Genomic DNA, 26,063 nt, shown 5'->3' on the forward strand with positions numbered 1-26,063 from the left:
CCCGGCCACACCCTGCCCGCTGACGGACCGTTACGCAATGAGGCGCACGCCGGTCCCAGCACGCGCGCCCCCTGTGTGCGCCCCCTTGCCGACCTGCGACAGAACCGAACGGATGTGCCGTATCGGGTGCACGAGCCGCGCCGGAGGGGCAGGGTTGGGGTGTGGCTATCCAAGAGCGCGGCGCGGGCACCCTGCGGCTGGGAACGGTACGGGGGCGGTGGGTCCTGCTCGCCACCGCGCTCGGCTCCGGGATGGCGATGCTCGACGGCACGGTGGTCAACGTCGCGCTGCCCCGGATCGGCCGTGACCTGCACGCCTCGATCGCCGCCCTGCAGTGGACGGTCAACGCCTACCTGCTCACCCTCGCCGGCCTGATCCTGCTCGGCGGCTCGCTCGGCGACCGCTTCGGCCGCCGCCGGGTCTTCGTGATCGGCGTCGGCTGGTTCGCGGCGGCCTCGGCGCTCTGCGCCGTCGCGCCGAACGTCTGGGTGCTGATCGCGGCGCGGGCCCTGCAGGGCATCGGCGGCGCGCTGCTCACCCCCGGGTCGCTCGCCATGCTGCAGGCCACCTTCCACCCGGACGACCGCTCCGGCGCGGTCGGCGTCTGGTCGGGGCTCGGCGGGGTGGCGGCCGCCGTCGGGCCGTTCCTGGGCGGCTGGCTGGTGCAGGGGCCGGGCTGGCGCTGGATCTTCCTGCTGAACGTCCCGCTCGCCGTGGTGGTGGTCCTGGTCACCACCCGCCACGTACCGGAGAGCCGGGACGAGACCGCCTCCGGCCGCTTCGACGTCCGGGGCGCCGTCCTCGCGGCCCTCTCCCTCGGCGGGGTGACCTACGCGCTGACGGAGGGCGGCCGGGGGCTGTCCTGGCTCGCGGGCCTGCTCGGGCTGGGCCTGGGCGCGGCCTTCGTGCTGGCCGAACAGCGCACGGCGGACCCGATGCTGCCGCCGGAGCTGTTCCGCTCCCGGGTCTTCACCTCCGTCAACCTCGTGACGCTCTGCGTGTACGGGGCGTTCAGCGGGGTCTTCCTGCTGCTCACGGTGCAGTTGCAGATCGTGTCGGGCTTCCAGCCGCTGACCTCCGGGCTGGCCCTGCTGCCGATCACTCTGCTGATGCTGGCCTTCTCCGGCCGGGCCGGCCGGCTGGGCCGCCGGGTCGGCCCCCGGCTGCCGCTCACCCTCGGCCCGGCACTCTGCGCGGCGGGCGTCCTGCTGATGCTGCGGATCGGGCCGGGCGCCTCGTACTGGACGGACGTGCTGCCCGCCGTCACGGTGATGGGCTCGGGCATGACCCTGCTGGTCGCCCCGCTGACGGCCACCGTGCTGGCGGCGGTGGAGGTCCGCCGGGCGGGCATCGCGAGCGGCGTCAACAACGCCGCCGCCCGCGCGGCCGGCCTGCTCGCGGTCGCCGCGCTGCCCGCCCTGGCGGGCCTGAGCGGCGAGGCCTACCAGATCCCCGGCAAGGTGGACAGCGCCTTCAAGACGGCGATGCTGATCTGCGCGGCCCTCCTGGCGACCGGCGGCCTGCTCGCCCTCACCACCATCCGCGGCAACGTCCTCACCCCGGCCCCGGACCACCCCGTCGCCGAACCCGACTGCGAGTGGTACTGCGGCCCCACCACCCCGCCCCTCGAACAGGGCCACGAGAGCAGTTAGGGGCGCGGGGAACTGCGCTGCCAACCATGCACCACGTACACAGTTGCGCGCGCAGTTCCCCGCGCCCCTTCAGGTCAGCCCGTCACACTCAGAGAATGTCCCCCGGCGCGTACTTCGCCGCCTCCGGGTACGAGGCCGCCACGGCCTCGATCCGCCGCACGACCTCCGCGACCTGCGCACCCGCCGCACCGGTGAACGAGATCCGGTCGGCGAGCAGCGCGTCCAGCGCGTCCCGGTCCAGCGGGATGCGGGAGTCCGCGCCGAGCCGGTCGAGCATCGCGTTCTCGCGGACGCCCTCGCGCATGGCGAGCGCCGCGCCCACCGCGTGCTCCTTGATGACCTCGTGCGCGGTCTCCCGGCCGACGCCCGCCCGCACCGCGCCCATCAGGACCTTGGTGGTGGCGAGGAACGGCAGGTAGCGGTCGAGCTCGGCCTCGATCACGGCGGGGAAGGCGCCGAACTCGTCGAGGACGGTCAGGAAGGTCTCCAGCAGGCCGTCGAACGCGAAGAACGCGTCCGGCAGCGCGACCCGGCGGACCACCGAGCAGGAGACGTCGCCCTCGTTCCACTGGTCGCCGCCGAGCTCGGCGGTCATCGAGGCGTAGCCCCGGATGATCACGGCGAGGCCGTTGACGCGCTCGCAGGAGCGGGTGTTCATCTTGTGCGGCATCGCGGAGGAGCCGACCTGGCCGGCCTTGAAGCCCTCGGTGACCAGCTCGTGCCCGGCCATCAGGCGGATGGTCTTGGCGAGGCTGGACGGCCCGGCGGAGAGCTGGACGAGGGCGGTGACGACCTCGAAGTCCAGCGAGCGCGGGTAGACCTGGCCGACACTGGTGAACACGTTCTCGAAGCCGAGGTGCCCGGCGACGCGCTGCTCCAGCTCGGCGAGCTTCTCGGCGTCGCCGCCCAGCAGGTCGAGCATGTCCTGGGCGGTGCCGACCGGGCCCTTGATCCCGCGCAGCGGGTAGCGGGCGATCAGCTCTTCCAGGCGGTTGAAGGCGACCAGCAGCTCGTCGGCGGTGGTCGCGAAGCGCTTGCCGAGCGTGGTGGCCTGGGCGGCGACGTTGTGCGAGCGCCCGGCCATCACCAGCTCGGCGTGCTGCGCGGCCAGGCTGCCGAGGCGGACCAGGACGGCGACCGTACGGTCCCGGACGTGCTCCAGGGACTGCCGGATCTGCAGCTGCTCGACGTTCTCGGTCAGGTCCCGGGACGTCATGCCCTTGTGGATCTGCTCGTGGCCGGCGAGGTCGCTGAACTCCTCGATCCGGGCCTTGACGTCGTGCCGGGTGATCCGCTCGCGGGCGGCGATCGAGTCCAGGTCGACCTGGTCGACCACTCGCTCGTAGTCGGCGACGGCGGTGGCCGGCACCTCGATGCCGAGGTCCTGCTGTGCCTTCAGGACGGCGAGCCACAGGTGGCGCTCAAGGACCACCTTGTGCTCGGGGGACCACAGTTGAGCCAGGGTCGCCGAGGCGTACCGGGAGGCCAGGACATTGGGGATCTGGGGCTTCGCGCTCACGCTTCGCAAGCCTAACAGTCCAGGTCAGCCGGGCTCGCGGCGACCCGTCCACTGGAGTTTCCTCCAAAAACGCCGGGTCACCGCCGCAGCTACTGGCCGCCGCTACTGCCCGCTGAGCAGCGGGAGCACCTGGCGGCAGAGCGAGGTGAGCGCGATCCGCTGCTCCTCGTCGAGCGAGTCGAAGGCCTGGTGGGCCCGGGTCATGTCGGCGCGGATCAGCGCGAGGACCTCCTCACCGTGCCCGGTGATCGCGACGATCTTGACGCGGCGGTCTCCGGCGGCGGCCTCCCGGCGGCCCAGCCCCAGGGACTCCAGGCGGTCCACGATGCCGGTCACGTTGGAGGCGTCGCAGCCGAGCCGTCCGGCCAGTGCCCGCATCGGCACCGGCTCCTGCACCGCCTTGAGCGCCTTGGCCTGCGAGGAGGTCAGCCCGTGCCGGGCGGCGGCGGCCGCGAAGTCCTGGAAGTAGGCGGTGCCGACGGCGGCCACCACCTCCATCAGCTCGGCGGTGGTCGGTACGCCCGTGGTGACTATGGTGCCCATAGGCGCCAGGGTACGCACAAGTGCTTCAGTTACTCCAGCTTTGACCCGCCCAAGGGACTCCGGCCCCTGTGGTCCGGCCCCCGTGGTCCGGCCCTCGCAGGTCAGAGCACCAGCTGTTCGAAGAGCCGGCGCAGCTCGCCCTCCGGGTCCGCCGTGAGCCCGGTGTGCACGGGCCCCGGCTGGATCACCGCGCTGCGCGGCGCGGTGAGCCAGCGGAACCGCTGCCCGGCGCTGTCGCCGGCCGCCGGCCCGGCGGCCGCCCCGCCCTCGCAGACCGCCTCGATGCCGTGCAGCGCCCGCCGCACCCCGGCCACGTCGGCGACCGGGTCCAGCGCCAGCAGCCGGCTCTGGTCCAGATGGGTCCGGGCCGCCAGGTGCGCGTGCCCGCGGCAGTAGACCAGTACGCCGACGTTGACGCACTCCCCGCGCTCGACCCGGGGGACGGCCCGGATCACCGCGTACTCGTAGTCGTGCAGCTCGTCGGTCATGCGGGCACCTCCGGGAGCCAGTCGCGCGGGCCCGCCGACCGGGCGGTGAGCTGGGCGGTGTAGGCCGCACGGACCGCGTCGGCCGTCTCGAAGCCCGGCTCGTCGAGCAGCCACTCCTCCGGGATCGCCGCGACGGCGGCGGCCAGCGCCTCCGGTACCAGCGGGGCCAGCTCGTCGTCGGCGGCCTTGAGGTCGGGTGCGGCGCGCAGCAGTGCGTGGTCCGAGGCGTCGTACGGCTTGCGCGGCCACCCGGCCGCGCCGGCCCAGTGGTGGTGGAAGATCAGGCTCGCGCCGTGGTCGATCAGGCGCAGCCCGCCGGTGGCCACCAGCAGGTTGGGGTTGCGCCAGGAGCGGTCCACGTTGCCGATCAGCGCGTCGAACCAGAGCACCCGCCCGGCGAGTCCGGGGTCCACGTCGAAGCAGAGCGGGTCGAAGTTCAGGGCGCCGCTGACGAAGGCCATCCCGAGGTTGAGGCCGCCGCTGGCCCGGATCTGCTCCTGGATCTGCTGTTCGGGTTCGCTGCGGGCGAGCACCGGGTCGAGGCCGACCCGGACCAGCTCGGGTACGGGCAGTCCGAGCCGCCGGCCCAGCTCCCCCGCCAGCACCTCGGCGACCAGTGCCTTGCGGCCCTGGGCCGCGCCGGACCACTTGAGGACGTAGAGCCGACGGTCGTCGGCCTCGACCAGGCCCGGCATCGAGCCGCCTTCTCGCAGTGGCGTCACGTACCGGACCGCCGTCACCTCGGGGAGCATCCGGCCAGCCTACCGATCCGCCGCCGGCCGGTCGCACCGCCTTGCGGCCCGCCGGTGTCCCTCCTGCGCGTCACTGCGGTGGCAGGCACAAGGGGGGCGTGCGAGGGTGACGAGCAAGTTGTCCTGGTACGGCACGGACCAGCAGCGGTCCTGCCGGCAGTGGTCCACGGACCAGCACAGGTAAGGGATGGACGATGGAGCGACCTCGGATCCTGATCGTCGGCGGCGGGTTCGCCGGCCTGGAGTGCGCACGCCGGCTGGAGCGCAAGCTCGCCCCTTCGGAGGCGGAGATCTCGCTGATCGCGCCGTTCAGCTACCAGCTCTACCTGCCGCTGCTGCCGCACGTCGCGGCCGGGGTGCTGACCCCGCAGTCGGTGGCGGTCTCGCTGCGCCGGACGCTGCGCCGCACCCACATCATCCCGGGCGGGGCGATCGGGGTGGACCCGCGCTCCAAGGTCTGCGTGATCCGCAAGATCACCGACGAGGTGGTCGCGGAGAAGTACGACTACCTCGTGCTGGCGCCCGGCAGCGTGACCCGGACCTTCGACATCCCGGGCCTGACGGACTACGCGCGCGGCATGAAGACGCTCGCCGAGGCGACCTACGTCCGTGACCACGTGATAGCCCAACTGGACCTGGCCTCGGCCACCCTGGACCAGCACGAGCGGGAGTCCCGGCTGCAGTTCGTGGTGGTCGGCGGCGGGTACGCGGGTACCGAGACGGCGGCCTGCCTGCAACGGCTGACCACGGCCGCGAGCCGGCGCTACCCCCGGCTGGACCCGCGCCAGATCAAGTGGCACCTGATCGACATCGCCCCGAAGCTGATGCCCGAGCTGGGCGACAAGCTCGGCACCACCGCCCTGGAGGTGCTGCGGGCGCGCGGCATCGAGGTGTCGCTGGGCGTCTCGGTGGCCGAAGTCGGCGCGGAGACCGTCAAGTTCACCGACGGCCGGGTGCTGCCCAGCCGCACCCTGATCTGGACGGCGGGCGTCGCCGCCAGCCCGTTGATCGCCACCCTGGACACCGAGACGGTGCGCGGCCGGGTCGCGGTGACGGCGGAGATGCGGGTGCCGCAGTTCGAGGGCGTCTTCGCGCTCGGGGACGCGGCGGCCGTCCCGGACCTGCACAAGGGGGACGGCGCGGTCTGCCCGCCGACCGCCCAGCACGCGGCCCGGCAGGGCAAGCGGGTGGCCGACAACCTGGTCGCCTCCCTGCGCAACCAGCCGCTGGAGCCGTACTACCACAAGGACCTCGGCCTGGTGGTGGACCTCGGCGGCAAGGACGCCGTCTCCAAGCCGATCGGAGTCGAACTCAAGGGCGTCCCGGCCCAGTTGGTAGCCCGCGGCTACCACCTGATGGCGATGCGGACGAACGCGGCGAAGTTCCGGGTCGGCGCCAACTGGCTGCTGAACGCCACTGCGGGCGACGACTTCGTCCGCACCGGCTTCCTGGCCCGCCAGCCCGCCCGGCTGCGCGATTTCGAGTACACGGACGCCTATCTGACCAAGGACCAGGTCCGCGAGCACGCCCAGGCACTGCTGGCGAAGGGGTGAAACCCGCGCGTCCCTAGCACCGGCGCTCCCGCCCTGACCTGGGCGGGAGCGCCGACACGCGGGCGCGGCGCGTCGCGGACGACGGGCGCGGCGGCGACTAGTGTCCGGCGGCATGCCAACGGTCTCCCTCCCCCGCCGCCGTACCGTCCTCGGAGCCGCCGCCATGGCGGCCGCCGGAACCGCCGCGGGCCGGCCCGCGCTGGCGGCCGACCTGCCGGCCGACGCCGCCGTCGCCCAGCAGGTCAAGGACGAGTTCCGGCACGGCTGGGAGGGGTACAAGCGGGCCGCCTGGGGCTACGACGAGGTCCGCCCGGTCTCCGGCACCCGGCACGACTTCTTCGCGTCCGGCCACACCTTCGGGCTGTCCATCGTCGAGGCGCTGGACACCCTGTGGCTGATGGAGCTGGACGACGAGGTGAAGCCGGCCGCCGACTGGATCGAGGCGCACTTCGACCCGGCGGTGGACGCCGACATCCAGGTCTTCGAGGCGGTGATCCGGCTGGTCGGCGGGCTGCTCGCGGGCTACCTGTGCACCGGGCGGCCCGCCCTGCTGGCCCGCTGCCGGGAGTTGGCCGACCGCCTGCTGCCGGCCTTCACCAAGTCCCCCACCGGGCTCCCCTACCGGTACGTGAACCTGCGGACCGGCGCGGTCTCCGGCTCGGTCAGCCCGCTCGCCGAAATCGGCACCAACCTGCCGGAGTTCGGGCTGCTGTCCAGGCTCACCGGGGACGGCAAGTACCTGGACGCCGCCAAGCGGGCCGCCCGCGAGGTGGTGGCCCGGCGCTCCTCGCTGGACCTGCTGGGCACCTCGCTGGACGTGGAGTCGGGGCGCTGGGCGGACACCACCTCGTGTGCGCCGAACCCGCCGGTGGACTCCTTCTACGAATACCTGTGGGTGGGCTCCGACCTGCTGGGCGACGGTGAACTGCGCAGCTGGTACCGGCTGCTGGCGGCCGCGGTGGCCAAGTACCAGCTGGAGGAGCAGGGCGGCCACTACTGGTACCGGCAGGTCGACTTCGCGACCGGCGAGGTGCTCGGGCGCGAGCAGTCGGAGCTGGGCTCGTTCTACGCCGGGCTGCTCGGCAAGGCCGGCGACCTGCCGTCCGCCCGGGTGTACTACCGGTCGTGGACGGCCCTGATGCAGCGGGCGCCGGTGCTGCCGGAGCGGTTCGACTTCCTGACCGGCCAGGTGCTGGACGCCCGGAACGAGTTGCGGCCGGAGTACGCGAACTCCGCCTTCGACCTCTGGCGGCTCACCGGCTCGGCGGAGTACAAGCAGACCGCGTACCAGTACTTCCAGGGCCTCAGGTGGGGGCTGAAGGTCCCCGGCGGGTACACGATCGCCACCGACGTGAGCACCTCGCCGATCCGGTTGGGCGACCTGACACCGGGGTACTGGTTCGCCGAGAACCTCAAGTACCTCTACCTGATGTTCGCGGCGGCGCCGCGCTTCGACTACCGCACCGGCCTGCTGTCGACCGAGGGGAAGCTGCTGCGCGGCGCCAACCGCACCTGACGGGTGCCTACTTGGCGGTCAGGTACATCCCGCTGGAGTCCTTGCCCGGCGTGTTGTCGCAGGCGTAGTCACCGGTCGGCTGGGCGTAGAGCAGGGTCAGGCAGCGGCCGAGGGCGAGCTGGCCGTAGTAGTTCGGGTGCATCGACTCCTGGATGGTGCCCTGGGTGGTCATGCCGGCGTCCACGAAGCGGGTCCACTCGCTGGTGGTCGCCGAGGGCGCGGCACTGGGGGTGGCCAGCCGGGTCGAGGTGGAGCAGACCTCGCGGCCCTGGAAGACGTCGCGCAGGTCGAGGAACTGCGCGCCCTTGTCGGCGGCGACGGCCGCCAGCCGGTCGGAGATCTCCGGGACCATGGTGTCCCGGGCCCAGTCGGCGTCGGCGTCCCAGAACGGGCAGCCGCCGGTGGTCTCCCGGGTCCAGCCGCTCTCCGGGTAGCGCATCTCGGAGCTGCGCGGGATCGGCGAGGGGTAGGACTGCAGGATCACGCGGTAGCTGCCGGCGGCGTAGCCGTCGGCGGACATCACGGCCCGGATCTCGTCGATCGACTTGCCGACGCCCGCCATCGCGGTGTCCATCTGGGAGTCGATGGCGGCCTGCTCGTCGTCGTGGCAGTAGGAGTCCCAGATCAGGTAGTCCTTGACGCAGCTCTGGATCACGTCCGAGAACCCGAGGTCGTTGCCGCCGATCGAGAGCGTGATCACCTTGACGTTGTTCTTGGCGGCGACGGCGGCGAGCTGGTCCGCCTGCGGGGCCTCGCCCTTGAAGGACTGCCCGCCGTCGGCGGCCTGGAAGATGTTCGCGGTGACGGCGCCCGAGCAGGCCAGGTTGATCTGGGTCTGGGCGATACCGGAGGCGTCGCGGACCTCGGCGGAGTCCGAGCGGTCGCACCCGCTCGCGTAGGTGGCGCCGTAGATCTTCGACGGGTTGTACGAACTACCGGTCCAGGAGCGGTCGGTGCCGGACCGGCTGCCGCTGGTGGTGTCGCTGTTGCCCATCCAGCGGCCGGCTTCGCCGGAGATGTAGCTGTCGCCCATCGAGACGCTCGCGGTGGGGCCGGTGGCCGCCTCGGCGGGGGTGGCGATCGCCAGCAGGGGGAGGGCGAGGGCCGAGACGGCAAGGCAGGGGAGGAACTTTCCAACGGTAATTTTGGGAATCACGACGGAACTCCTGCGAACGGCTTCCCGAAGTGGGGTTCGGGAAGCACGGGTGAGGGTAAGCCGCCGGCCGGTGACGCGATGAATGTGACATGAGCGCGCTTGTTACCGCTAGGTATCTGCAACACCCAATTCGCTGTGTTACCGGTGAGTTCAGATGAGTCGCGACCTGCTTCCCGCCGACTCCAGGACGGCCGCCAGGTCCGCGGCCAGCCGCGGAGCCTCGCGCGGGGCCAGGTCGGCGGTGGTGATCCGGACCCCGGGCGGGGACTGCAGCCGGAACCGCGCACCGGGCGCCACCACCCAGCCGCGCTGCACCAGCGCCGCCACCACGCCGGACTCCTCCGGCACCGGCACCCACACGTTCAGGCCGCTGGCCCCGTGCGCCTCGATCCCGTGCGCCGCCAGCGCCGCGATCAGCGCGTCCCGGCGGGCCCGGTAGGCGGCCGCCACCTCGGCGACCGGTGCGGCGCCGGTGCGCCACAGTTCGGCGAAGGTCCGCTGGAGCAGCAGGCTGACCCAGCCGGTGTCCAGCCGCTGGCGGCCGAGCACCCGGTCCACGGTGTCCCGCTCGCCCAGCAGCAGGGAGACCCGCAGGTCCGGGCCGTAGGCCTTGGCGGCGGAACGGACCACCGCCCAGCGGCCGGTGGTCGGCACGCCGTCGGGGCCGGCCGAGAGCGAGTGGTAGGGCTGGTCCACCATGCCGTGGCCGTGGTCGTCCTCGATCAGCAGGGTGGCCGGGTGCCCGGCGAGCACCGCGCGCAGCTCGGCCGCCCGGTCCGCGGTGAGGACGGCGCCGGTGGGGTTCTGCGCCCGTACGGTGACCACCGCCGCGCGGGCACCGGCCGCCAGGGCGTCGGCCAGCGAGCCGGGCAGCGGGCCCTCGTCGTCCAGCCGGACGGGGACGGGCCGCAGGCCGAGCGCGGGCAGCAGGTCGAGCAGGCTGCCCCAGCCCGGGTCCTCGACGGCGACCGCGTCGCCGGGGCGCAGCTGGGTGGTGAGGATCCGCTCGATGGCGTCCAGCGAGCCGGCGCACACCGCCAGTGCGCCGTCCGGCGCGCCGTCCGCCCGGAAGGCGGCGCGCGCCAGCGCGAGCAGGCCGGGGTCGGTGGGCGAGTGCCCGTAGAGCACCGGCTCGCGGTCGCCGACGGCGGCCGCGACGGCGAGCGCCGGGGCGAGCGCGGGCAGCAGCGCGGTGTCCGGATTCCCGGCGGAGAGGTCGCGGGCCCCCGGCGGGACGGGGATCCGGATCTGGTCGCGTGGCGCGGTCACCGGCCGCTGGCGGATCCGGCTGCCCTTGCGCCCGGCGGTCTCGATCACGCCCCGGTCCCGCAGCAGGCGGTAGGCGGCGGCCACCGTGTTGGGGTTGATCCCCAGCTCGACCGCGAGGTCGCGCAGCGGCGGCAGGGCGGTACCGGGCGGCAGTTCGCCGGTACCGACCGCGTGTTCGACGTCGGCCGCGATCTCACTGGCACGCCGACCTTTGATCCGATAGTCTCCTAGCACAAACACCATTATGCACTAGTACATAGAGGTTGTCATGTCGGACACCGCTTACGACCGCACCGCCCGCACCACGCCGACCCGCTACCGTGAGCGTGCCACCTGGGAGCGCGAGGCCATCCACGCCATTCTGGACAGCGCCTGGATCTGTCACCTCGGCTTCGTCGCCGACGGCGCGCCGGTCGTCCTGCCCACCATCTACGCCCGGGTCGGCGACCGCCTCTACGTGCACGGCTCGACCGGCAGCCGCCCGCTCCGCGCGGCCGGCGCCGACGAGGGGCTGGCGGTCTGCGTCACGGTGACGCTGGTGGACGGGCTGGTGCTGGCCAAGTCCGCGTTCAACCACTCCGTCAACTTCCGTTCGGTGGTGGCCCACGGCACGGCCCACCAGGTCACCGACCCCCAGGAGCTGGAGACAGCGCTCGACGCGCTGGTCGACCACAGCATCCCCGGCCGCTCGGGCGACGTCCGCCGCCCCACCGCCAAGGAGCTCGCCAAGACCGCCGTCGTCCGGCTGGTCCTGGACGAGGTCTCGGCGAAGACCCGCGACGACGGCGTCCACGACGACGAGGCCGACCTCGGCCTGCCGTACTGGGCGGGCGTCGTGCCGGTCGGCACGGTGCACGGCACCCCCGTGCCGGACGCGTCGACCACCGTCCCGCTGCCCGCCTACCTGCACGACTTCCGCTGAGGGGACGCTCCGATGCTGATCAGATCCTGGGACCGGGGCGGCGAGGCCGAGTGGCGCGCCTGGCTCGCCGCCGGACACGACTTCGGGCTGCTCGCCGCCAACGGCCCGGCGGGCGAAGGCCCGGTGCTGGTGCCCACGCACTTCGTACTGGACGCGGACGCCGGAGTGATCGTGCTCCACCTGGCCGCCCCGAACCCGCTCTGGGCGGCCGTCCGCACCGACCCGCAGGTGACGCTCTCGGTCACCGGCGACTACGCCTTCGCCCCCGGCCACTGGCGCAGCGAAGGCGCGGCGGGCACGCCGACCAGCTACTACGCCGCCGTGCAGTTCGCCTGCACCGCGCAGATCGTCGAGGACGCGGCCGGCAAGGCGGAGATCCTGAACCGCCAGCTCGCCCACTTCCAGCCGGAGACCCCGGACACCCGGGTCACCCCGGGCGCGGAGCCGTTCGGGCCGAAGCTCTCCGGCATCCGGGGGCTGCGGCTGACGGTCCGCCGGGTGGACGCCAAGTTCAAGTACGACGACAAGCTGCCCGCCGACCAGCAGGCCGCCATGGCCGACCGCCTGGCCGAGCGCTCCCAGGGCCTGGACGCGGGCGCCCGCGCCCAACTGCTCCGCCGCAACGCCCTGCGGACGTAGCCGGAACCCCTGCCCGGTCCGTCAGGCGGCGCCGTCTGACGGACCACCCGGTGACACCCCGCGCGGAGCCGTCACCGCGCGCGTTCGCCCGGCGGCTGATGGAATGTGGGACGGACCCTGTCCATCGGCCGCCGACCCCCAGGAGCCCGCCGTGTCCACCTCCTCCCCGCCGCAGGCCGCCAGTGCGCAGACCCACCTGGGCCACGTGGTCTTCATCTCCGCCGCCGCGGCGATGGGCGGCTTCCTGTTCGGCTACGACAGCGCGGTCATCAACGGCGCGGTGACGGGCATTCAGAAGCACTTCGGTGTCGGCAACAGCGAGACCGCCTTCGTGGTGGCGATCGCGCTGCTCGGCTCGGCGGCGGGCGCCGTCGCCGCCGGGCGGCTGGCCGACCACCTCGGGCGGGTCAGGACGATGCTGCTCGCCGCCGTGCTCTTCGCGATCAGCGGGGTCGGGTCGATGTTCCCGCCCAGCATCGGGATGCTGGCCTTCTGGCGGGTGCTGGGCGGCGTGGCGATCGGCATCGCCTCGGTGATCGCCCCGACCTACATCGCCGAGGTCGCGCCGACCGCGTACCGGGGACGGCTGGCCTCCTTCCAGCAGCTGGCGATCGTGCTCGGCATCACCGTCTCGCAGCTCGCCAACTACGCCCTCAACCAGGCGGCCGGCGGCACCTCCACCGGACACCTCGGCGGGATCCAGGCCTGGCAGTGGATGCTCGGCGTGGAGACCGTCCCCGCACTGGTGTACGGGCTGATGGCGCTGGCGATCCCCGAGTCCCCGCGCTTCCTGATCGCCGTCCGGCGGGAGGAGGAGGCCCGCAAGGTGCTGCGGGAGGTCGAGGGGCCCGGGGTGGACCTGGACGCCCGGATCACGGAGATCAGAGCCGTACTGGACACCTCGCACAAGCCCCGGGCCAAGGACCTGCTGGGCGGCCGGTTCGGGCTGCTGCCGATCGTCTGGGTCGGGATCGGCGCCTCGGTCTTCCAGCAGTTCGTCGGCATCAACGTGATCTTCTACTACTCCTCGTTCCTCTGGCAGTCGGTCGGCATCAACGAGGGCAACTCCCTCCTGATCAGCCTCTCCACCTCGATCGTCAACGTGATCGGCACCGTCATCGCGATCTCGCTGGTCGACCGGATCGGCCGCAAGCCGCTGGCCCTGGCCGGCTCGGCCGGGATGGCCGTCTCACTCGGCCTGGCCGCCTGGGCCTTCTCGCACCGGGTCGGCACCGGCGACACCGCGACCCTCGCCAACAGCTACGCGACCACCGCCCTGGTCGCGGCACACGTCTTCGTGCTCTGCTTCGCGTTCTCCTGGGGCGTGGTGGTCTGGGTGCTGCTCGGCGAGATGTTCCCCAACCGGATCAGGGCGCTGGCGCTCTCGGTCGCCGCCTCCGCGCAGTGGATCGCCAACTGGGCCATCACCGTGAGCTTCCCCGACCTCGCCGACTGGAACCTGTCGGCGACGTACGTCATCTACACCTTCTTCGCGCTGCTCTCCATCCCGTTCGTCGCCTTCTTCATCAAGGAGACCAACGGGCGCCCGCTGGAGGAGATGGGCTGAACCCCCGCTGAACACTCGAACGGCGTGGCGCAGTTAGCTGACGCCGGGGCCACGGCACACTTACGATCCACTTCGGCGGGCCGTACCCGCGCCCGCAGTCCGCCGCTCGCGCGGCTCACCCGACGGAGAGGCCATGAGCGGTTCCCGGCAGAACGTCACCTTCCCCAGCAACGGGAGGACGGCGCACGGCTACCTCGCACCGCCGCCCGCCGGGACCGGCCCCGGCCTGGTGGTGGTCCAGGAGTGGTGGGGGCTGACCTCGCACATGACCTCGATGGTGGACCGGTTCGCCGCCGAGGGGTTCGTGGCCCTCGCGCCCGACCTGTACGGCGGCGCGACCACCCACGACGGCACCGAGGCGGCCCGGATGCTGCGCGAGCTGCCGGTGGAGCGCGCCGCCGCGGACCTGGCCGGCTCGGTGGACTTCCTGCTCGGCCTCCCCGAGGTGACCGGGGACGCCGTCGGCGTGGTCGGCTTCTGCATGGGCGGCGGCTTCGCGCTGTCGCTGGCCGCCCGGGAGGGCGACCGGGTCGCGGCGGTGGTCCCCTTCTACGGCCTCCCCAAGGACCCGGACTTCGACTACCGGGGGCTGACGGCCCATGTGCTCGGCCACTACGCCGAGCGCGACCGGTCGCTGCCGGCCGAGGTGGTCGACGAGGCCGCGATCCGGATCGGCGAGGCCACCGACCGCCGCCCGGAGATCCACTTCTACCCGGCCGGACACGCCTTCATGAACGACGAGAACCTGCTCGGCACCCACGACGGGCTCCAGGCCAAGATCGCCTGGCAGCGGACGCTCAGCTTCCTCAGGGGACACCTGGGTTGAACACCGGCCGCCGATAATCGGATGGACAGCCCGTCACCGGTGGAGCCATGGTCGCGACCGTGGTCAGCGGGCCCGGCAACGCGGCCGCGCCGATCGCCACCGCGCTGGGCCTGGACGGCGCGCTCTGGGCCTGGACGGCGCGCGCTGGGCCTGGACGGCGCGCTCTGGGCCTGCGCCGTCCTGACCCTGCTGCTCGCCGCCCTGGCGGTCCTGGTCCCCGAAGTCCGCCGGCTCTCCCGCGCGGCCACCCCGGCCGAGGACCCCGTCCCCGCGCTGACGGGCTGACGGGCGGTCCCGTCATCCGAACGGGCGACGGACTCCGCAGCCGGTGCACAGGCCCTGGGGCCACCTGTGCGCGATTGGCCATGTTCCGGACGCCCGGCGGCCCCTAGAGTCGGCCGCATGCGGATCAGAATCATCGACGCCTTCACCGACCGCCCGTTCGCCGGGAACCCCGCCGCCGTCTGTGTCCTGGACGGGCCCGACCGGCCCGACGCCGACTGGATGCAGCGGGTCGCCGCCGAGATGAACCTCTCGGAGACGGCCTTCGTGCGCCCCCTGCCGGAGGGCGGGGAGGCGGACTGGGGACTGCGCTGGTTCACCCCCACCAACGAGGTGAACCTCTGCGGGCACGCCACCCTCGCCACCGTGCACGCCCTGCGTTCGGACGGACTGCTCGGCGAGGGCTGGGTGCGCCTGGCCACCCGCAGTGGTGTCCTGCTCGCCCGGCCCGAACCGGACGGCACCATCACGCTGGACTTCCCCGCCAACCCGCACCACCCCGTCCCGGCCCCGGCCGGTCTCGCCGAGGCGCTCGGCAGCGAGGTGACCGCGACCTTCGACACCGGGGCGCTGGCCGACCTGATGGCGCTGCTCCCGGACGAGAAGACCGTCCGTGCGCTCACCCCGGACCTCGCCGCCGTCGCCGCGCTGCCCACCCGGGGCGTGATCGTCACGGCGCCCGCCGACGACCCGTCCGGCGGCTACCAGTTCGTCTCGCGCTTCTTCGGCCCCGCCTCCGGCATCCCGGAGGACCCGGTGACGGGCAGCGCGCACACCGCGCTGGCCCCCTACTGGGGGAAGCTGCTGGGCACCACCCGGCTGACGGGCTACCAGGCGTCGGCACGCGGCGGGCTGGTGGTGTGCGAGGTGCGGGGCGAGCGGGTGCTGTTCTCGGGGCACGCGGTGACGGTGCTGGACGGAGTGCTCAGCCCGTCGGCAGCCAGCTGACGTGCCCGGCGAGCAGCGCGTACCCGACGAAGGCGACGGTGTCGATCAGCGCGTGGGCGACCACCAGCGGCATCACCCGTCCCCAGCGGCGGTACAGCAGGCAGAAGACGGCGCCCATCACCATGTTGCCGACCAGCCCGCCGACGCCCTGGTACAGGTGGTACGAGCCGCGCAGCACCGAGCTGGTGACCACGATGGCAGGCCAGCTCCAGCCCCGCTGGCCGAGCCGCCGGAGCAGGTAGCCGAGGACGATCACCTCCTCCAGGATCGCGTTCTGCCAGGCGGAGGCGATCAGGACGGGGATCCGCCACCAGACGTCCGGCAGGCCTGACGGCGCCACCGTCAGGTTGACGCCGAACGCCTGCGCACCGAGGTAGAGGGCGAGGCCGGAGCCGCCGATCGCGGCGGCGACGGCCGCGCCGCGCCCGAGATCGCCGAGCCGGCGGCGCAGGTCGAAGCCGAGCACCCGCAGCGAGGTGCCCTCGCGGACCAGCAGGTAGCCGACCAGCGCCACCGGCATCAGGCCGCGCAGCACGTAGTAGAGCTGCCAGGCGAGGTCGAGCCAGGGGCGGCCCGGCGCCGCCGAGGCGTTCAGGGTGGCGACCTGCTTGCCGAGCGCGAGCGGCGCGGTGACCGATCCGGCGAAGCTGATCAGCGCACTGACGCCGCTGGCGCCGAGCGAGAGCCCGAGCACGATCAGCAGTTCCACGCCCAGCAGCCGACGGGACGGCGCGGTCGTCCCGGAGGGCTCGGTCGAAACGGTGGTCACCAGGTCTCCAGCACGCACGGAAGGGTCCGGCGAAGGGTCCTGCCACCGGGCCGATCATCCTTACATACCCGGATGAGCGCGCGTGGTCACCCCACCGGCCAGGTGTGCACCGGCTCGCCGGTCCGCATGTACTCCATGTACCGCCGGGTCATGGTCGCGATGGACGCCGCCCGGTCCATGCCGTACTGCTCCCGCAGCCGGTGCACGACGGCGGCCTGCCAGGCCGCGCCGTTGGTGCGCCGCACGCAGCGCTGCTCGATGATGCCGAGGTAGCGGTCCCGGTCCCCCGGCTCCACCCCCCACTCGTCCAGGCCCTGGTGGGCGAGCGGGAGCAGCTCGTTCAGCACCAGGTCGGTCACCGCGACGGGTGCCGTGCCGCGCGCGCCGCGGCCGTGCCGGGGCCACTGGAGGGTGCTCTCGATGCCGTACCGGGCGCCGGTGTGGAAGTTCCGGTCGGCCTGCGCGAAGCCGAGCCTGGTCCAGACCGGCCGGGGCTGCTCGGCGAGCACCCGGACCAGCCCGTAGTAGAAGGCGGCGTTGGCCAGCGTGTCGGCGACGGTCGGCCCGGCGGGCAGGCAGCGGTTCTCCACCCGCAGGTGCGGGACGCCGTCCGCGATGTCGTACACCGGCCGGTTCCAGCGGTAGATGGTGCCGTTGTGCAGCCGCATCTCGCCGAGCTTGGGGACCCCCCCGGAGGCCAGCACCTTGACCGGGTCCTCGTCGTCGCAGATCGGCAGCAGGGCCGGGAAGTACCGCAGGTTCTCCGCGAAGAGGTCGAGCGCGCTGTCCACCCAGCGCTCGCCGAACCAGGTGATCGGGCGCACGCCCTGCGCCTTGAGCTCCGCCGAACGGGTGTCGCAGGCCTGCTGGAAGAGGACGGGGCGCGTCTCGCGCCAGAGCTCCCGCCCGAACAGGAACGGCGAGTTGGCCCCGAGCGCCACCTGGACGGCGGAGATCGCCTGGGCGGCGTTCCAGACCGAGGCGAACCGGTCCGGGGTGACCTGGAGGTGGAGCTGCAGCGAGGTGGCGGCGGCCTCCGCGACCATCGAGACCGACTCGACGGCGAGGCGTTCCACCCCTTCGATGTCGAGCGCGATGTCCTCGCCGCGCGCGGCCAGGATCTGGTCGCTGAGCAGCGTGTACCGGTCGTTGCGGGACATGCTCTCCAGGCCGGTGTGGTCCAGGTCGAGCGTCGGCAGGATGCCGACCATCACGATCCTGGCGCCGACCTCGGCGGCCTGCCGGTCGGCGTAGCGCAGTCCGGTGTCGATCTCCTCGCGGAGCTCCTCCAGGACGTGACCGCCGAGCCGGCGCGGCGCGATGTTCACCTCGATGTTGAACCGGCCCAGCTCGGTCTGGAAGTCGCTGGAGGCGATCGCGCCGAGCACCTGCTCGTTGCTCATCAGCGGCAGGCCCTGCTCGTCGGCGAGGTTCAGCTCGATCTCCAGGCCCATCATGGCCCTGGGCCGGTCGAAACGCCCCTCCCGCAGCATCCGTTCCAGCGCGTCCTGACAGGACTGGAGCTTCCGGCGGTACAGCTGCCGGTCGGAGAGTTCGGCACGCGTCGCCACGACCTTCTCGCCCATGGGTGCCCCTTCACCTAGGTCGACGGTTACTGCATCATGCCCCGCCGGAAGATCGATAGCCCAGGCACTCGAACGGGTTGACGACACAAGGATTCTGACGATCAGTCAGCAGAATGGCCGACTTGCCCGCCGAAACCGAACGTGATATGAAGGTCACCCTGTGCACCTGTTCGAGTAGAATTCGCACTGCACTCAAGCCCGGTTCCATGCCGCTCCGAGTCCCTCGTCGACGGCAGGTTCCCGCCCGCACCGCGATCATGCCCAACCGGACACGGCCAGGTTCCGTCACACCACTGCCACGCCGGTATGCCGCACTCGCACGCCGATCTAGCACGGAGAGGCGCCCCGCCATGACTCTGCAGACCCCCCAGCCCCCGGCCGCCGCGCTGCGCGCGGTCCTCTCGGCACTCGACTCCGAGGCCGCACTACGCCAGCCCGCCGCCCGCGCCCTGCGAGGTGCGGCGGGGCCCCTGCTGCCCGCGCATCCGCTCGCGGTGCACGTGCTGGACGGCCCGGGGGCCGAGCTCTTCTCCGCGCCGCGCACCGGCTGGCGGTTCCTGATCGAGCAGAGCCCGGCAGGGCCCGGGCCGACCGCGATCGCGGCGGCCGCGGAGGTGGTCGAGACGCCGGGGGGCTACGCGTTCTCGCACTTCACCGCCGGCCCCTACCTCGACTCCACGGTCCGCGCGCTGCGACAGGCCTGGCAGCTGGCCCAGTCCTCCCGGGCCAGGCACCTGCCCCGCCTGCTGTCGATGCCCGGCCACTACGCGACCGCGCTGTGGCTGCACCACCCCGAGGTGGGCCCGGCGACCGACCTGCTGATCCCGCTCTCCCCGGCCCCGCTCGGCATCACCGCCCACCGGGTGTACCCGGCCGCCGACCTGCTGGCCCTGCTGGAGCGCTCCACCGCGCCCGCGCCGATGGTGCTCGGCGTCTCCTGACCCCTTCACTCTCACCCGGACGGCCGACCGTCCGCCCGGCACCGTCCGCCGCCGTCCGCCCGTCCGATCGGGTGAGCGGCGGCGGCCTGCTGTGCCGCATATCACCAAACGGCTGCGCGGCGGCCCCCGGAAGCCGACACTGGGTACCAGCGAGGCGGGGCATAGCCCTACCCGCTGAAGCGCCGGTTCACTCCTGGGCCGGCCGGAAGGATCCGACCAGCATGGCGGCCGCCCGGAAGCGGCCGTGGGGCGGGCCGGGCCGCAAGTGAAGCGAGGGTACGAGCTATGTGCCAGCACCGTCCTGAGTGCCCGTCGGCGGAGTCCTCCGACCGGGAGGCGGCCGTCCCGGTGGCCCGCCACCCGGAGCAGGGGTGGAGCCTGCTCTGCAACGGCGTCCTGCTCTTCGAGGACACCGGCGAACTGCTCCCCGACGGCCGGGTCATCGCCCCGCGCCGTCCGCTGGCGGTCACCGGCTGAGGCCGCGGACAGAAATCGGGGGCACCGACCACGTCGAAGGCCCCGGCGGAGAGAAAAACTCTCTCCACCGGGGCCTTCGACGCTACGCCGGCCGTATGCCCTTCAGGGGCGCGGGGAACTGCGCGGAACGGAAGGCTACGTCGCCGCACCGACCGCCTCGCTCAGCCCCCGCGTGCCCCCGAGCACCGCGGCCTCAGACGCCGTAGTCGTCCAGCGGCGGGCAGGAGCAGACCAGGTTGCGGTCGCCGTACGCGCCGTCGATCCGGCTCACCGGCGGCCAGTACTTGTCCGCCGGGTTGACGCCGGCCGGGAAGACGGCCTCCTGGCGGGTGTAGCCGTGCTCCCACTCACCGGCCATGACGGCGGCGGTGTGCGGGGCGTTGCGCAGCGGGTTGTCGTCCGCCGCCCACTCGCCGGAGCCGACCTTCTCGATCTCCGCGCGGATCTCGATCATCGCGGCGCAGAACCGGTCGATCTCGTGCAGGTCCTCGGACTCGGTCGGCTCGATCATCAGCGTGCCGGCCACCGGGAAGGACATGGTCGGGGCGTGGAAGCCGTAGTCGATCAGGCGCTTGGCGATGTCGTCCACGGTCACCCCCGTCTCCTTGGTGAGCGGACGCAGGTCGATGATGCACTCGTGCGCGACCAGGCCGCCGGGGCCGGTGTAGAGCACCGGGAAGTGCGGGGCCAGGCGCTTGGCGATGTAGTTGGCGTTCAGCACGGCGACCTGGGTCGCGTGCTTGAGGCCCTCGCCGCCCATCAGGCGGACGTACGCCCAGGAGATCGGCAGGATGGCCGCCGAGCCCCACGGCGCGGCCGAGATCGGGCCGACGCCGGTGGCCGGGCCGGCCTCGCTCTGCAGCGGGTGGTTCGGCAGGTACGGCGCGAGGTGCGAGCGCACCGCGACCGGGCCGACGCCGGGGCCGCCGCCGCCGTGCGGGATGCAGAAGGTCTTGTGCAGGTTCAGGTGCGAGACGTCCGCGCCGAACTTGCCCGGCTTGGCGAGGCCGACCAGGGCGTTCAGGTTGGCGCCGTCGACGTAGACCTGGCCGCCCGCGTCGTGCACGGCCGCGCAGATGTCGGTGATCTGGGTCTCGAACACGCCGTGGGTGGACGGGTAGGTGACCATCAGCACGGCGAGCTGGTCGCGGTGCTGGTCGATCTTGGCCTGGAGGTCCTCGACGTCGACGTCACCGTCGGTCAGGGTCTTGACGACCACGACCCGCATGCCGGCCATCACGGCGGAGGCCGCGTTGGTGCCGTGCGCGGAGGCCGGGATCAGGCAGATGTCGCGCTGGGTGTCGCCGTTGGCGTGGTGGTAGGCGCGGACGGCCAGCAGACCGGCCAGCTCGCCCTGCGAACCGGCGTTCGGCTGGATCGAGACCGCGTCGTAGCCGGTGACCTCGACGAGCTGCTGCTCCAGCTGGCGGATCAGCGTCAGGAAGCCCTGCGCCTGGTCGATCGGCGCGAAGGGGTGCAGCTGGCCGAACTCGGGCCAGGTGACCGGCTCCATCTCGGTGGTCGCGTTGAGCTTCATGGTGCAGGAGCCCAGCGGGATCATGCCGCGGTCCAGCGCGTAGTCGCGGTCCGACAGGCGGCGCAGGTAGCGCAGCATGGCGGTCTCGGACCGGTGGCTGTGGAAGACCGGGTGGGTCAGGTACTCGTCGGTGCGCAGCAGCGCGGCGGGCAGCGCGTCGGCGGCCTCGTCGATCTCGGCGCCGATGACGCCGAAGGCGGACCAGACGGCGGCCAGGTGCTCGCGGGTGGTGGTCTCGTCGCAGGAGACCGAGATCAGGTCCTCGCCGTCCTGGTAGACGTTGACGCCGTTGGCGCGCGCGGCGGCGGCGACCTCGGCGGCGCGGCCCGGGACGCGGGCGGTGACGGTGTCGAAGAACCCGTCGTGCAGCAGCTCGACGCCCCCGGCGCGCAGGCCGGTGGCCAGCGCGGCGGCGTAGCGGTGGGTGCGGCGGGCGATGTCGGCCAGGCCGTCGGGGCCGTGGTAGACGGCGTACATCGAGGCCATCACGGCCAGCAGCACCTGGGCGGTGCAGATGTTGGAGGTGGCCTTCTCGCGGCGGATGTGCTGCTCGCGGGTCTGCAGGGCCAGGCGGTAGGCGCGGTTGCCGTCGGCGTCGACGGAGACGCCGACCAGGCGGCCGGGCAGGTTGCGGGCGTACTCGGCGCGCACGGCCAGGTAGCCGGCGTGCGGGCCGCCGAAGCCCATCGGGACACCGAAGCGCTGCGAGGTGCCGCAGGCGATGTCGGCGCCGAGCGAGCCCGGCGACTTGAGCAGGGTCAGGGCCAGCAGGTCGGCGGCGACGGCGACGATCGCGCCCAGACCGTGCGCCTGCTCGATCACCGGGGCGAGGTCGCGGACCGCGCCGGAGGCACCCGGGTACTGGAGCAGCACGCCGAAGACGCCGCGCTCGGCGATCTCGGCGGGGATGCCGGCCGAGAGGTCGGCGACGACCACCTCGACGCCGGTCGGCTCGGCGCGGGTCCGGATCACGGCCACGGTCTGCGGCAGCGTGTCGGCGTCGACCAGGAAGACGCCGTTCTTGACCTTGCCGACGCGGCGGGCCAGCGCCATCGCCTCGGCGGCGGCGGTGCCCTCGTCCAGCAGGGAGGAGCCGGAGGTGGCCAGGCCGGTCAGGTCGGAGACCAGGGTCTGGAAGTTGATCAGGGCCTCCAGGCGGCCCTGCGAGATCTCCGGCTGGTACGGCGTGTAGGCGGTGTACCAGGCCGGGCTCTCCAGCACGTTGCGCAGGATCACCGGCGGGGTGAACGTGCCGTAGTAGCCGAGGCCGATCATCGGCTGCAGCACCTGGTTGTTCGAGGCCAGCTCGCGCAGCTCGGCGAGCACCTGGGCCTCGCTCCGGCCGTCCGGGAGGGCGAGGGCGGTGAGGCTGCGGATCGCCTCGGGCACGGCGGCGGCGGACAGCTCGTCGAGCGAGCCGTAGCCGACGTGCGCGAGCATCTTGTCCTGCGCGGCCGCGTCCGGGCCGATGTGGCGGGTCTCGAAGGGGCTGGCCTGCTCGAGCTCGGTGAGCGTCGCGTCGCTGTGGCGACCGTTGGTCGGCTGGGCGTTCATGGGGGTCGAGGCCTCCTGGTCACGGACCGGCTGGGGTGCGCACACCTGATGAGCCTCTGCCGCCGTGGGACAGCGGGGCTCTCCGGGTACGGACCCGACAGGCCTCCCCCTCTGTCATCGGTACCTGAGAGCTTCACCCGCACGGGATGCCCGAGGGCGGCCCGTCGGCTTGCACCGTCGGTGAGGGTGGGTGTCGCCGGCTCCCTCGCCGGCGGTCCTGCCCTACTTTCCAGAGTGACCTATCCCACACGGTACGGATGCCTGAGAGATTCCGGGGAGGAGTTGCTCCTTCGGCGCCCCTGCCTCGTGTTTCCGGAGGTGGGGACTCTCCCGCGCGGGCTCGGCGGTCGCGCCCAGGGTACCAGCGCAAACCCTCCGGATCACGGGCCGTGTCAGGTAGGTCGGGACGAATACGGACGACCCCGGACGACCCCGGACGGACCAGTTCCGTCCCGTACGGCGGCGCTCGGGTAGCCGCCGCCCGTTTGATGGCTTTTCGTATGAGATGGCGGATGGACAGCTCCTCCAGCCGCCCTCCGACCTATCCAGGAGCGTTGCACTGGAGGACAGCGTGCAGACCGATATCGATCCGCGAGACCTGATCGGACACAAGGCGGTCGACCGGAACGGTGACAAGATCGGCACGGTCGACGAGGTGTATCTCGACGACGCGACCGGTGAGCCCGAGTGGGCTGCGGTGCGGACCGGGATCTTCGGCCGGGACGCCTTCGTCCCGCTGACCACCAGCGAGTTCTCGGGCGAGGAACTCAAGGTCCCGTACGACAAATCGCTGATCAAGGAGTCGCCGGACTTCGGCGTGGGCCAGCACCTCTCCCCGGCCCAGGAGCTCCAGCTCTACCGCTACTACGGGCTGGACACCAACGGCGCCGCCCCGCCGCCGACGGCCGCCAACGGTTCCCGGAACAGCAACGGCGACCACGACTTCGGCAGCACCCCGAAGAACACCGGCCCGGGTGGCACCGCGGCGAACGGCACGCCGCCGATGGCGTTCGCCGCCGCGACCGCAGTAGCAGACCAGCAGAAGCCCGCCTCGACCCTTGAGAAGCCGATGACCAGCGCGCCCATGACCACCGCTCCCATGTCCGCCCACACCGAGGCCGACACCCGCAACCTGAACCCCCCGACCGTCGAACGGCCGGTCCCCCAGGCCGCGGCGACCAGCTCCCCCAACGGCCCGGTGGAGATCACCTGCCGCGAGGAACGGCTGGAGATCACCACCGAGTGGCACACCGTCGGCACCGCGACGCTGCGCAAGTACGTCACCACCGAGGCGGTCGAGCGCCGGGTGCCGGTGGTCCGCGAGCGCGTCCGGGTCGAGCGTGTCCCGGTCACCGAGGCCGAGCGGGCCGCGCTGAGCGAGCAGGAGATCGCCGAGGCGGTGGAGGAGGTGACCCTGCGCGAGGAGCGGCCGGTGGTGCACAAGTACCTGGCGCCGATCGAGCGGGTCCGCCTGGTCGTCGAGCGGTACACCGAGGAGGCACTGATCCGCGAGGACCTGCGCCGCGAGCAGGTCGAGATCCAGGACTCCTCGATGCCCACCGCGGCCTCCGCCGCGTCGGCGGCCCCGCCGGCCGGCGCCGCGATGCCGGGCAACTCCCGTCCCGAGCCGCTGCGCCCGTCCTGACGGCCGGTACCGGCGCAACGGCTCCGGCCCGGGCCTGACGGCTGCCCGTGAGGCCCTGACCCCTCGTCAAGGGGCCGGGGCCTCACGCCGTCCAAAGATTCACCGATCGATATTTGACATAGTGAAGTATCTGGGGGCATCGTTACTTCAGTTCGTTTACTTTCGTCGCCTGAAGCGCCTGCGCCGGGCGGCCCTGAACTGGAGGAATGACCCGTGAGTGAGGCACCACAGCCCACCGCCACGGCCTCGAAGCCGAGCAGCGCACGTGTGCTCCCCGCCCTGGTACTGGCGATGCTGGCGTACAGCGTGGTGCAGACCGCGGTCGTCCCGATCCTGCCGTCGCTGGCCAAGGAGCTGAACGTCAGCGGCTCCAACATCACCTGGCTGATGACGGCCAACCTGCTCTCGGCCGCCGTGCTGACCCCGCTGCTCGGCCGCTTCGGCGACCTGCGCGGTCGCAAGCCGATGCTGATGATCTCGCTGGCCGGCCTGATCGCCGGTTCCGCGCTCGCGGTCAGCACCCACTCCTTCACCTGGCTGGTGGTCGCCCGCGTCCTGCAGGGCGTCGGCGGTGGTGTGCTGCCGCTCGCGATCAGCATCGTCCGCGACGAGCTGCCCAAGGAGAAGGTCACCGGCGGCGTCGCCGCCATCAGCGCCTCGATGGGCGTCGGCTCGGGCCTCGGCCTGGTCGCCACCGGCCTGCTGCTGGAGCACTGGAGCTACAAGTCCATCTTCTGGATGGGCCTGGTCTTCGGACTGATCGCCGCCGCCCTGGTCGCCTTCCGCGTCCCCAAGGACCCGGTGACCGACAAGGAGGGCGGCGCCGACCCGCTCGGCGCGATCACCCTGGCCGGCTGGCTCTCCGCGCTGCTGGTCGCCGTCAGCCAGGGCAACGAGTGGGGCTGGACCTCGAACAAGACCCTCGGCCTGTTCGCCGTCGCGGCCGTCGTCGCGCTGGTCTGGATCATCATCGAGACCAAGGTCGCGCACCCGCTCGTCGACATGAAGATGATGTCCCGTCCGGCCGTCGCCTTCACCAACATCTCCGGCCTGCTCATCGGCTTCGGGATGTACGGCTCGTTCATGGTGATCAGCAACTTCGCGCAGACCCCGGCGAAGTTCACCCACTACGGCTTCACCGCCACCGTGCTGCACGCCGGTGTGATGCTGCTCCCCTCGGCCGTCGGCTCGATGCTCGCCGCCCCGGTCGGCGCCCTGCTGATCGCCCGCCGCGGGCCGCGCCTGCCGCTGGTGCTCGGTGGCGCGCTCGGCGCCGTCGCGATGGCGTACCTGGCCCTGCGGCACAGCGCCGAGGGTGACATCTACACCGCCTCCGCCGTGTTCGGCCTCGGCGTGGGCCTCGCCTACGCCGCCATGCCGGCCTACATCAACGGCGCCGTGCCGATCGAACAGAGCGGCATCGCCAACGGCATGAACGCGGTGCTGCGCACCGTCGGCGGCGCCATCGGCACCGCCGTGATGGCCGCGATCCTGACCGGCGACACCATCAAGGGCCTGCCGATCCCGCTGCCGACCCTGGACGCGTACAAGCACGCGTTCTGGACGACGGCCGCGATGTGCCTGGTCGCCGCCGTGGTGCCGTTCGCGATCCGCCGCATCAAGCCCGCCGCCACCGCGGCGGCGCAGAGCCCCAGCCCCGAGCTGGCCAAGACCGACGCCTGACGAGGCGTCCACCCTCGCGCCCGGGGACAGGGCGCGAGGGGACTGGGCCCCGACCGGTCGATGAGGGCATCGCGACCGCCAGAGGCCCAGCCCGACAAACGGCCCCGCAGCTGAAACCAGCTGCGGGGCCGTTGTGCTTCGCCAGCGGGCAACCGGGCAACCAGAACAGGGGCGCGTGGGGGTACCCCCGCCCGCCCCGGTCTGCAGCCGGTACCCGGCCTTCTGGCGCTGCCACTCCG

Annotated in this window: 22 protein-coding genes and 2 riboswitches; of the genes, 13 read left to right on the top strand and 9 right to left on the bottom strand. The window is 72.6% G+C overall.

Going from position 1 to position 26,063, the window contains the following annotated elements; all coding sequences use genetic code 11:
• Positions 1 to 161 precede the first annotated feature (161 nt).
• Positions 162 to 1,652, top strand: coding sequence for an MFS transporter (locus tag ABD330_RS28405; protein ID WP_344468873.1), 1,491 nt, complete (start codon positions 162 to 164; stop codon positions 1,650 to 1,652).
• Between the two features lie 88 nt (positions 1,653 to 1,740).
• On the opposite strand, the gene purB is transcribed toward ABD330_RS28405, so the two are convergent.
• The 4 genes from purB to ABD330_RS28425 all read right to left on the bottom strand — a co-directional run bounded on the left by purB (position 1,741) and on the right by ABD330_RS28425 (position 4,954).
• On the bottom strand, positions 1,741 to 3,171 hold the full coding sequence (purB, locus tag ABD330_RS28410; protein ID WP_344468874.1) for an adenylosuccinate lyase: 1,431 nt from the start codon (positions 3,169 to 3,171) through the stop codon (positions 1,741 to 1,743).
• A gap of 102 nt (positions 3,172 to 3,273) precedes the next feature.
• Entirely contained in the window at positions 3,274 to 3,714 is a 441-nt protein-coding gene (locus ABD330_RS28415) for a MarR family winged helix-turn-helix transcriptional regulator (protein ID WP_344468876.1), read from the bottom strand.
• Between the two features lie 101 nt (positions 3,715 to 3,815).
• Entirely contained in the window at positions 3,816 to 4,202 is a 387-nt protein-coding gene (locus ABD330_RS28420; RefSeq protein WP_344468878.1) for a DUF3037 domain-containing protein, read from the bottom strand.
• On the bottom strand, positions 4,199 to 4,954 hold the full coding sequence (locus ABD330_RS28425; protein ID WP_344468879.1) for a HipA family kinase: 756 nt from the start codon (positions 4,952 to 4,954) through the stop codon (positions 4,199 to 4,201). Before ABD330_RS28425 ends, ABD330_RS28420 begins: the two co-directional genes overlap by 4 nt.
• 194 nt (positions 4,955 to 5,148) lie before the next feature.
• On the opposite strand from ABD330_RS28425, the gene ABD330_RS28430 reads away from it, so the two are divergent.
• Both ABD330_RS28430 and ABD330_RS28435 read left to right on the top strand, forming a co-directional pair.
• Positions 5,149 to 6,507 (top strand): NAD(P)/FAD-dependent oxidoreductase, encoded by a 1,359-nt coding sequence (locus ABD330_RS28430; protein WP_344468880.1) that lies wholly within the window; start codon positions 5,149 to 5,151, stop codon positions 6,505 to 6,507.
• A 112-nt stretch (positions 6,508 to 6,619) separates the two neighbouring features.
• Entirely contained in the window at positions 6,620 to 8,023 is a 1,404-nt protein-coding gene (locus ABD330_RS28435; protein WP_344468881.1) for a glycoside hydrolase family 47 protein, read from the top strand.
• A gap of 7 nt (positions 8,024 to 8,030) precedes the next feature.
• Here the strand turns inward: ABD330_RS28435 and ABD330_RS28440 are convergent, their stop codons facing one another.
• A complete protein-coding gene (locus tag ABD330_RS28440; RefSeq protein ID WP_344468882.1) occupies positions 8,031 to 9,179 on the bottom strand; it encodes a GDSL-type esterase/lipase family protein in 1,149 nt (382 codons plus the stop codon).
• Between the two features lie 150 nt (positions 9,180 to 9,329).
• Entirely contained in the window at positions 9,330 to 10,682 is a 1,353-nt protein-coding gene (locus tag ABD330_RS28445; RefSeq protein WP_344468883.1) for an aminotransferase class I/II-fold pyridoxal phosphate-dependent enzyme, read from the bottom strand.
• A gap of 34 nt (positions 10,683 to 10,716) precedes the next feature.
• Between ABD330_RS28445 and ABD330_RS28450 the strand changes: the two genes are divergently transcribed.
• From ABD330_RS28450 to ABD330_RS28475, 6 genes are all read left to right on the top strand, one after another.
• Positions 10,717 to 11,370: a pyridoxamine 5'-phosphate oxidase family protein gene (locus ABD330_RS28450; protein WP_344468884.1), complete on the top strand. Its 654-nt coding sequence runs from the start codon at positions 10,717 to 10,719 to the stop codon at positions 11,368 to 11,370.
• Positions 11,371 to 11,382: 12 nt separating this feature from the next.
• Positions 11,383 to 12,009 (top strand): FMN-binding negative transcriptional regulator, encoded by a 627-nt coding sequence (locus tag ABD330_RS28455; RefSeq protein WP_344468885.1) that lies wholly within the window; start codon positions 11,383 to 11,385, stop codon positions 12,007 to 12,009.
• Between the two features lie 103 nt (positions 12,010 to 12,112).
• Positions 12,113 to 13,576 (top strand): sugar porter family MFS transporter, encoded by a 1,464-nt coding sequence (locus ABD330_RS28460; RefSeq protein WP_425555668.1) that lies wholly within the window; start codon positions 12,113 to 12,115, stop codon positions 13,574 to 13,576.
• A gap of 133 nt (positions 13,577 to 13,709) precedes the next feature.
• Positions 13,710 to 14,402 (top strand): dienelactone hydrolase family protein, encoded by a 693-nt coding sequence (locus ABD330_RS28465; RefSeq protein WP_344468887.1) that lies wholly within the window; start codon positions 13,710 to 13,712, stop codon positions 14,400 to 14,402.
• 21 nt (positions 14,403 to 14,423) lie between these two features.
• Positions 14,424 to 14,687, top strand: coding sequence for a hypothetical protein (locus tag ABD330_RS28470; RefSeq protein ID WP_344468888.1), 264 nt, complete (start codon positions 14,424 to 14,426; stop codon positions 14,685 to 14,687).
• Between the two features lie 117 nt (positions 14,688 to 14,804).
• Positions 14,805 to 15,632: a PhzF family phenazine biosynthesis protein gene (locus tag ABD330_RS28475; protein WP_344468889.1), complete on the top strand. Its 828-nt coding sequence runs from the start codon at positions 14,805 to 14,807 to the stop codon at positions 15,630 to 15,632.
• On the opposite strand, the gene ABD330_RS28480 is transcribed toward ABD330_RS28475, so the two are convergent.
• Positions 15,610 to 16,401 (bottom strand): CPBP family intramembrane glutamic endopeptidase, encoded by a 792-nt coding sequence (locus tag ABD330_RS28480; protein ID WP_344468890.1) that lies wholly within the window; start codon positions 16,399 to 16,401, stop codon positions 15,610 to 15,612. The genes ABD330_RS28475 and ABD330_RS28480 overlap by 23 nt on opposite strands.
• Before the next feature lie 86 nt (positions 16,402 to 16,487).
• Positions 16,488 to 17,987 carry a glutamate-cysteine ligase family protein gene (locus tag ABD330_RS28485; RefSeq protein ID WP_344468891.1) on the bottom strand — a complete coding sequence of 500 codons (1,500 nt, stop codon included), beginning with the start codon at positions 17,985 to 17,987 and terminating at the stop codon, positions 16,488 to 16,490.
• 350 nt (positions 17,988 to 18,337) lie between these two features.
• On the opposite strand from ABD330_RS28485, the gene ABD330_RS28490 reads away from it, so the two are divergent.
• Both ABD330_RS28490 and ABD330_RS28495 read left to right on the top strand, forming a co-directional pair.
• Complete coding sequence (locus tag ABD330_RS28490) at positions 18,338 to 18,928, top strand: hypothetical protein (protein ID WP_344468892.1); 591 nt, start codon at positions 18,338 to 18,340, stop codon at positions 18,926 to 18,928.
• A 285-nt stretch (positions 18,929 to 19,213) separates the two neighbouring features.
• A complete protein-coding gene (locus tag ABD330_RS28495; RefSeq protein WP_344468893.1) occupies positions 19,214 to 19,405 on the top strand; it encodes a DUF5999 family protein in 192 nt (63 codons plus the stop codon).
• Positions 19,406 to 19,598: 193 nt separating this feature from the next.
• On the opposite strand, the gene gcvP is transcribed toward ABD330_RS28495, so the two are convergent.
• Positions 19,599 to 22,496, bottom strand: a complete 2,898-nt coding sequence (gene gcvP / locus ABD330_RS28500; RefSeq protein WP_344468894.1) for an aminomethyl-transferring glycine dehydrogenase — start codon at positions 22,494 to 22,496, stop codon at positions 19,599 to 19,601.
• Between the two features lie 104 nt (positions 22,497 to 22,600).
• Positions 22,601 to 22,734, bottom strand: a riboswitch (glycine riboswitch).
• A 1-nt stretch (position 22,735) separates the two neighbouring features.
• Positions 22,736 to 22,839: riboswitch (glycine riboswitch) on the bottom strand.
• A gap of 228 nt (positions 22,840 to 23,067) precedes the next feature.
• Here gcvP and ABD330_RS28505 point away from each other — a divergent pair.
• A complete protein-coding gene (locus ABD330_RS28505) occupies positions 23,068 to 24,141 on the top strand; it encodes a PRC and DUF2382 domain-containing protein (RefSeq protein ID WP_344468895.1) in 1,074 nt (357 codons plus the stop codon).
• Between the two features lie 213 nt (positions 24,142 to 24,354).
• A complete protein-coding gene (locus tag ABD330_RS28510; protein WP_344468896.1) occupies positions 24,355 to 25,824 on the top strand; it encodes an MFS transporter in 1,470 nt (489 codons plus the stop codon).
• Positions 25,825 to 26,063 lie beyond the last annotated feature (239 nt).

This window comes from Kitasatospora kazusensis, from assembly GCF_039529945.1.
Classification (GTDB): Bacteria; Actinomycetota; Actinomycetes; order Streptomycetales; family Streptomycetaceae; genus Kitasatospora; species Kitasatospora kazusensis.

What these genes read in the sequence shown, in the direction of transcription:
- ABD330_RS28470 (WP_344468888.1), top strand. Translation starts at nt 14,424, where the DNA reads ATGGACAGCCCGTCACCGGTGGAGCCATGGTCGCGACCGTGGTCAGCG.
- ABD330_RS28425 (WP_344468879.1), bottom strand. Translation starts at nt 4,954, where the DNA reads ATGCTCCCCGAGGTGACGGCGGTCCGGTACGTGACGCCACTGCGAGAA.
- ABD330_RS28415 (WP_344468876.1), bottom strand. Translation starts at nt 3,714, where the DNA reads ATGGGCACCATAGTCACCACGGGCGTACCGACCACCGCCGAGCTGATG.
- ABD330_RS28460 (WP_425555668.1), top strand. Translation starts at nt 12,113, where the DNA reads ATGTGGGACGGACCCTGTCCATCGGCCGCCGACCCCCAGGAGCCCGCC.
- gcvP (WP_344468894.1), bottom strand. Translation starts at nt 22,496, where the DNA reads ATGAACGCCCAGCCGACCAACGGTCGCCACAGCGACGCGACGCTCACC.
- ABD330_RS28485 (WP_344468891.1), bottom strand. Translation starts at nt 17,987, where the DNA reads ATGGGCGAGAAGGTCGTGGCGACGCGTGCCGAACTCTCCGACCGGCAG.
- ABD330_RS28475 (WP_344468889.1), top strand. Translation starts at nt 14,805, where the DNA reads ATGCGGATCAGAATCATCGACGCCTTCACCGACCGCCCGTTCGCCGGG.
- ABD330_RS28465 (WP_344468887.1), top strand. Translation starts at nt 13,710, where the DNA reads ATGAGCGGTTCCCGGCAGAACGTCACCTTCCCCAGCAACGGGAGGACG.
- ABD330_RS28490 (WP_344468892.1), top strand. Translation starts at nt 18,338, where the DNA reads ATGACTCTGCAGACCCCCCAGCCCCCGGCCGCCGCGCTGCGCGCGGTC.
- ABD330_RS28495 (WP_344468893.1), top strand. Translation starts at nt 19,214, where the DNA reads ATGTGCCAGCACCGTCCTGAGTGCCCGTCGGCGGAGTCCTCCGACCGG.
- ABD330_RS28420 (WP_344468878.1), bottom strand. Translation starts at nt 4,202, where the DNA reads ATGACCGACGAGCTGCACGACTACGAGTACGCGGTGATCCGGGCCGTC.
- ABD330_RS28430 (WP_344468880.1), top strand. Translation starts at nt 5,149, where the DNA reads ATGGAGCGACCTCGGATCCTGATCGTCGGCGGCGGGTTCGCCGGCCTG.
- ABD330_RS28455 (WP_344468885.1), top strand. Translation starts at nt 11,383, where the DNA reads ATGCTGATCAGATCCTGGGACCGGGGCGGCGAGGCCGAGTGGCGCGCC.
- ABD330_RS28435 (WP_344468881.1), top strand. Translation starts at nt 6,620, where the DNA reads ATGCCAACGGTCTCCCTCCCCCGCCGCCGTACCGTCCTCGGAGCCGCC.
- ABD330_RS28450 (WP_344468884.1), top strand. Translation starts at nt 10,717, where the DNA reads ATGTCGGACACCGCTTACGACCGCACCGCCCGCACCACGCCGACCCGC.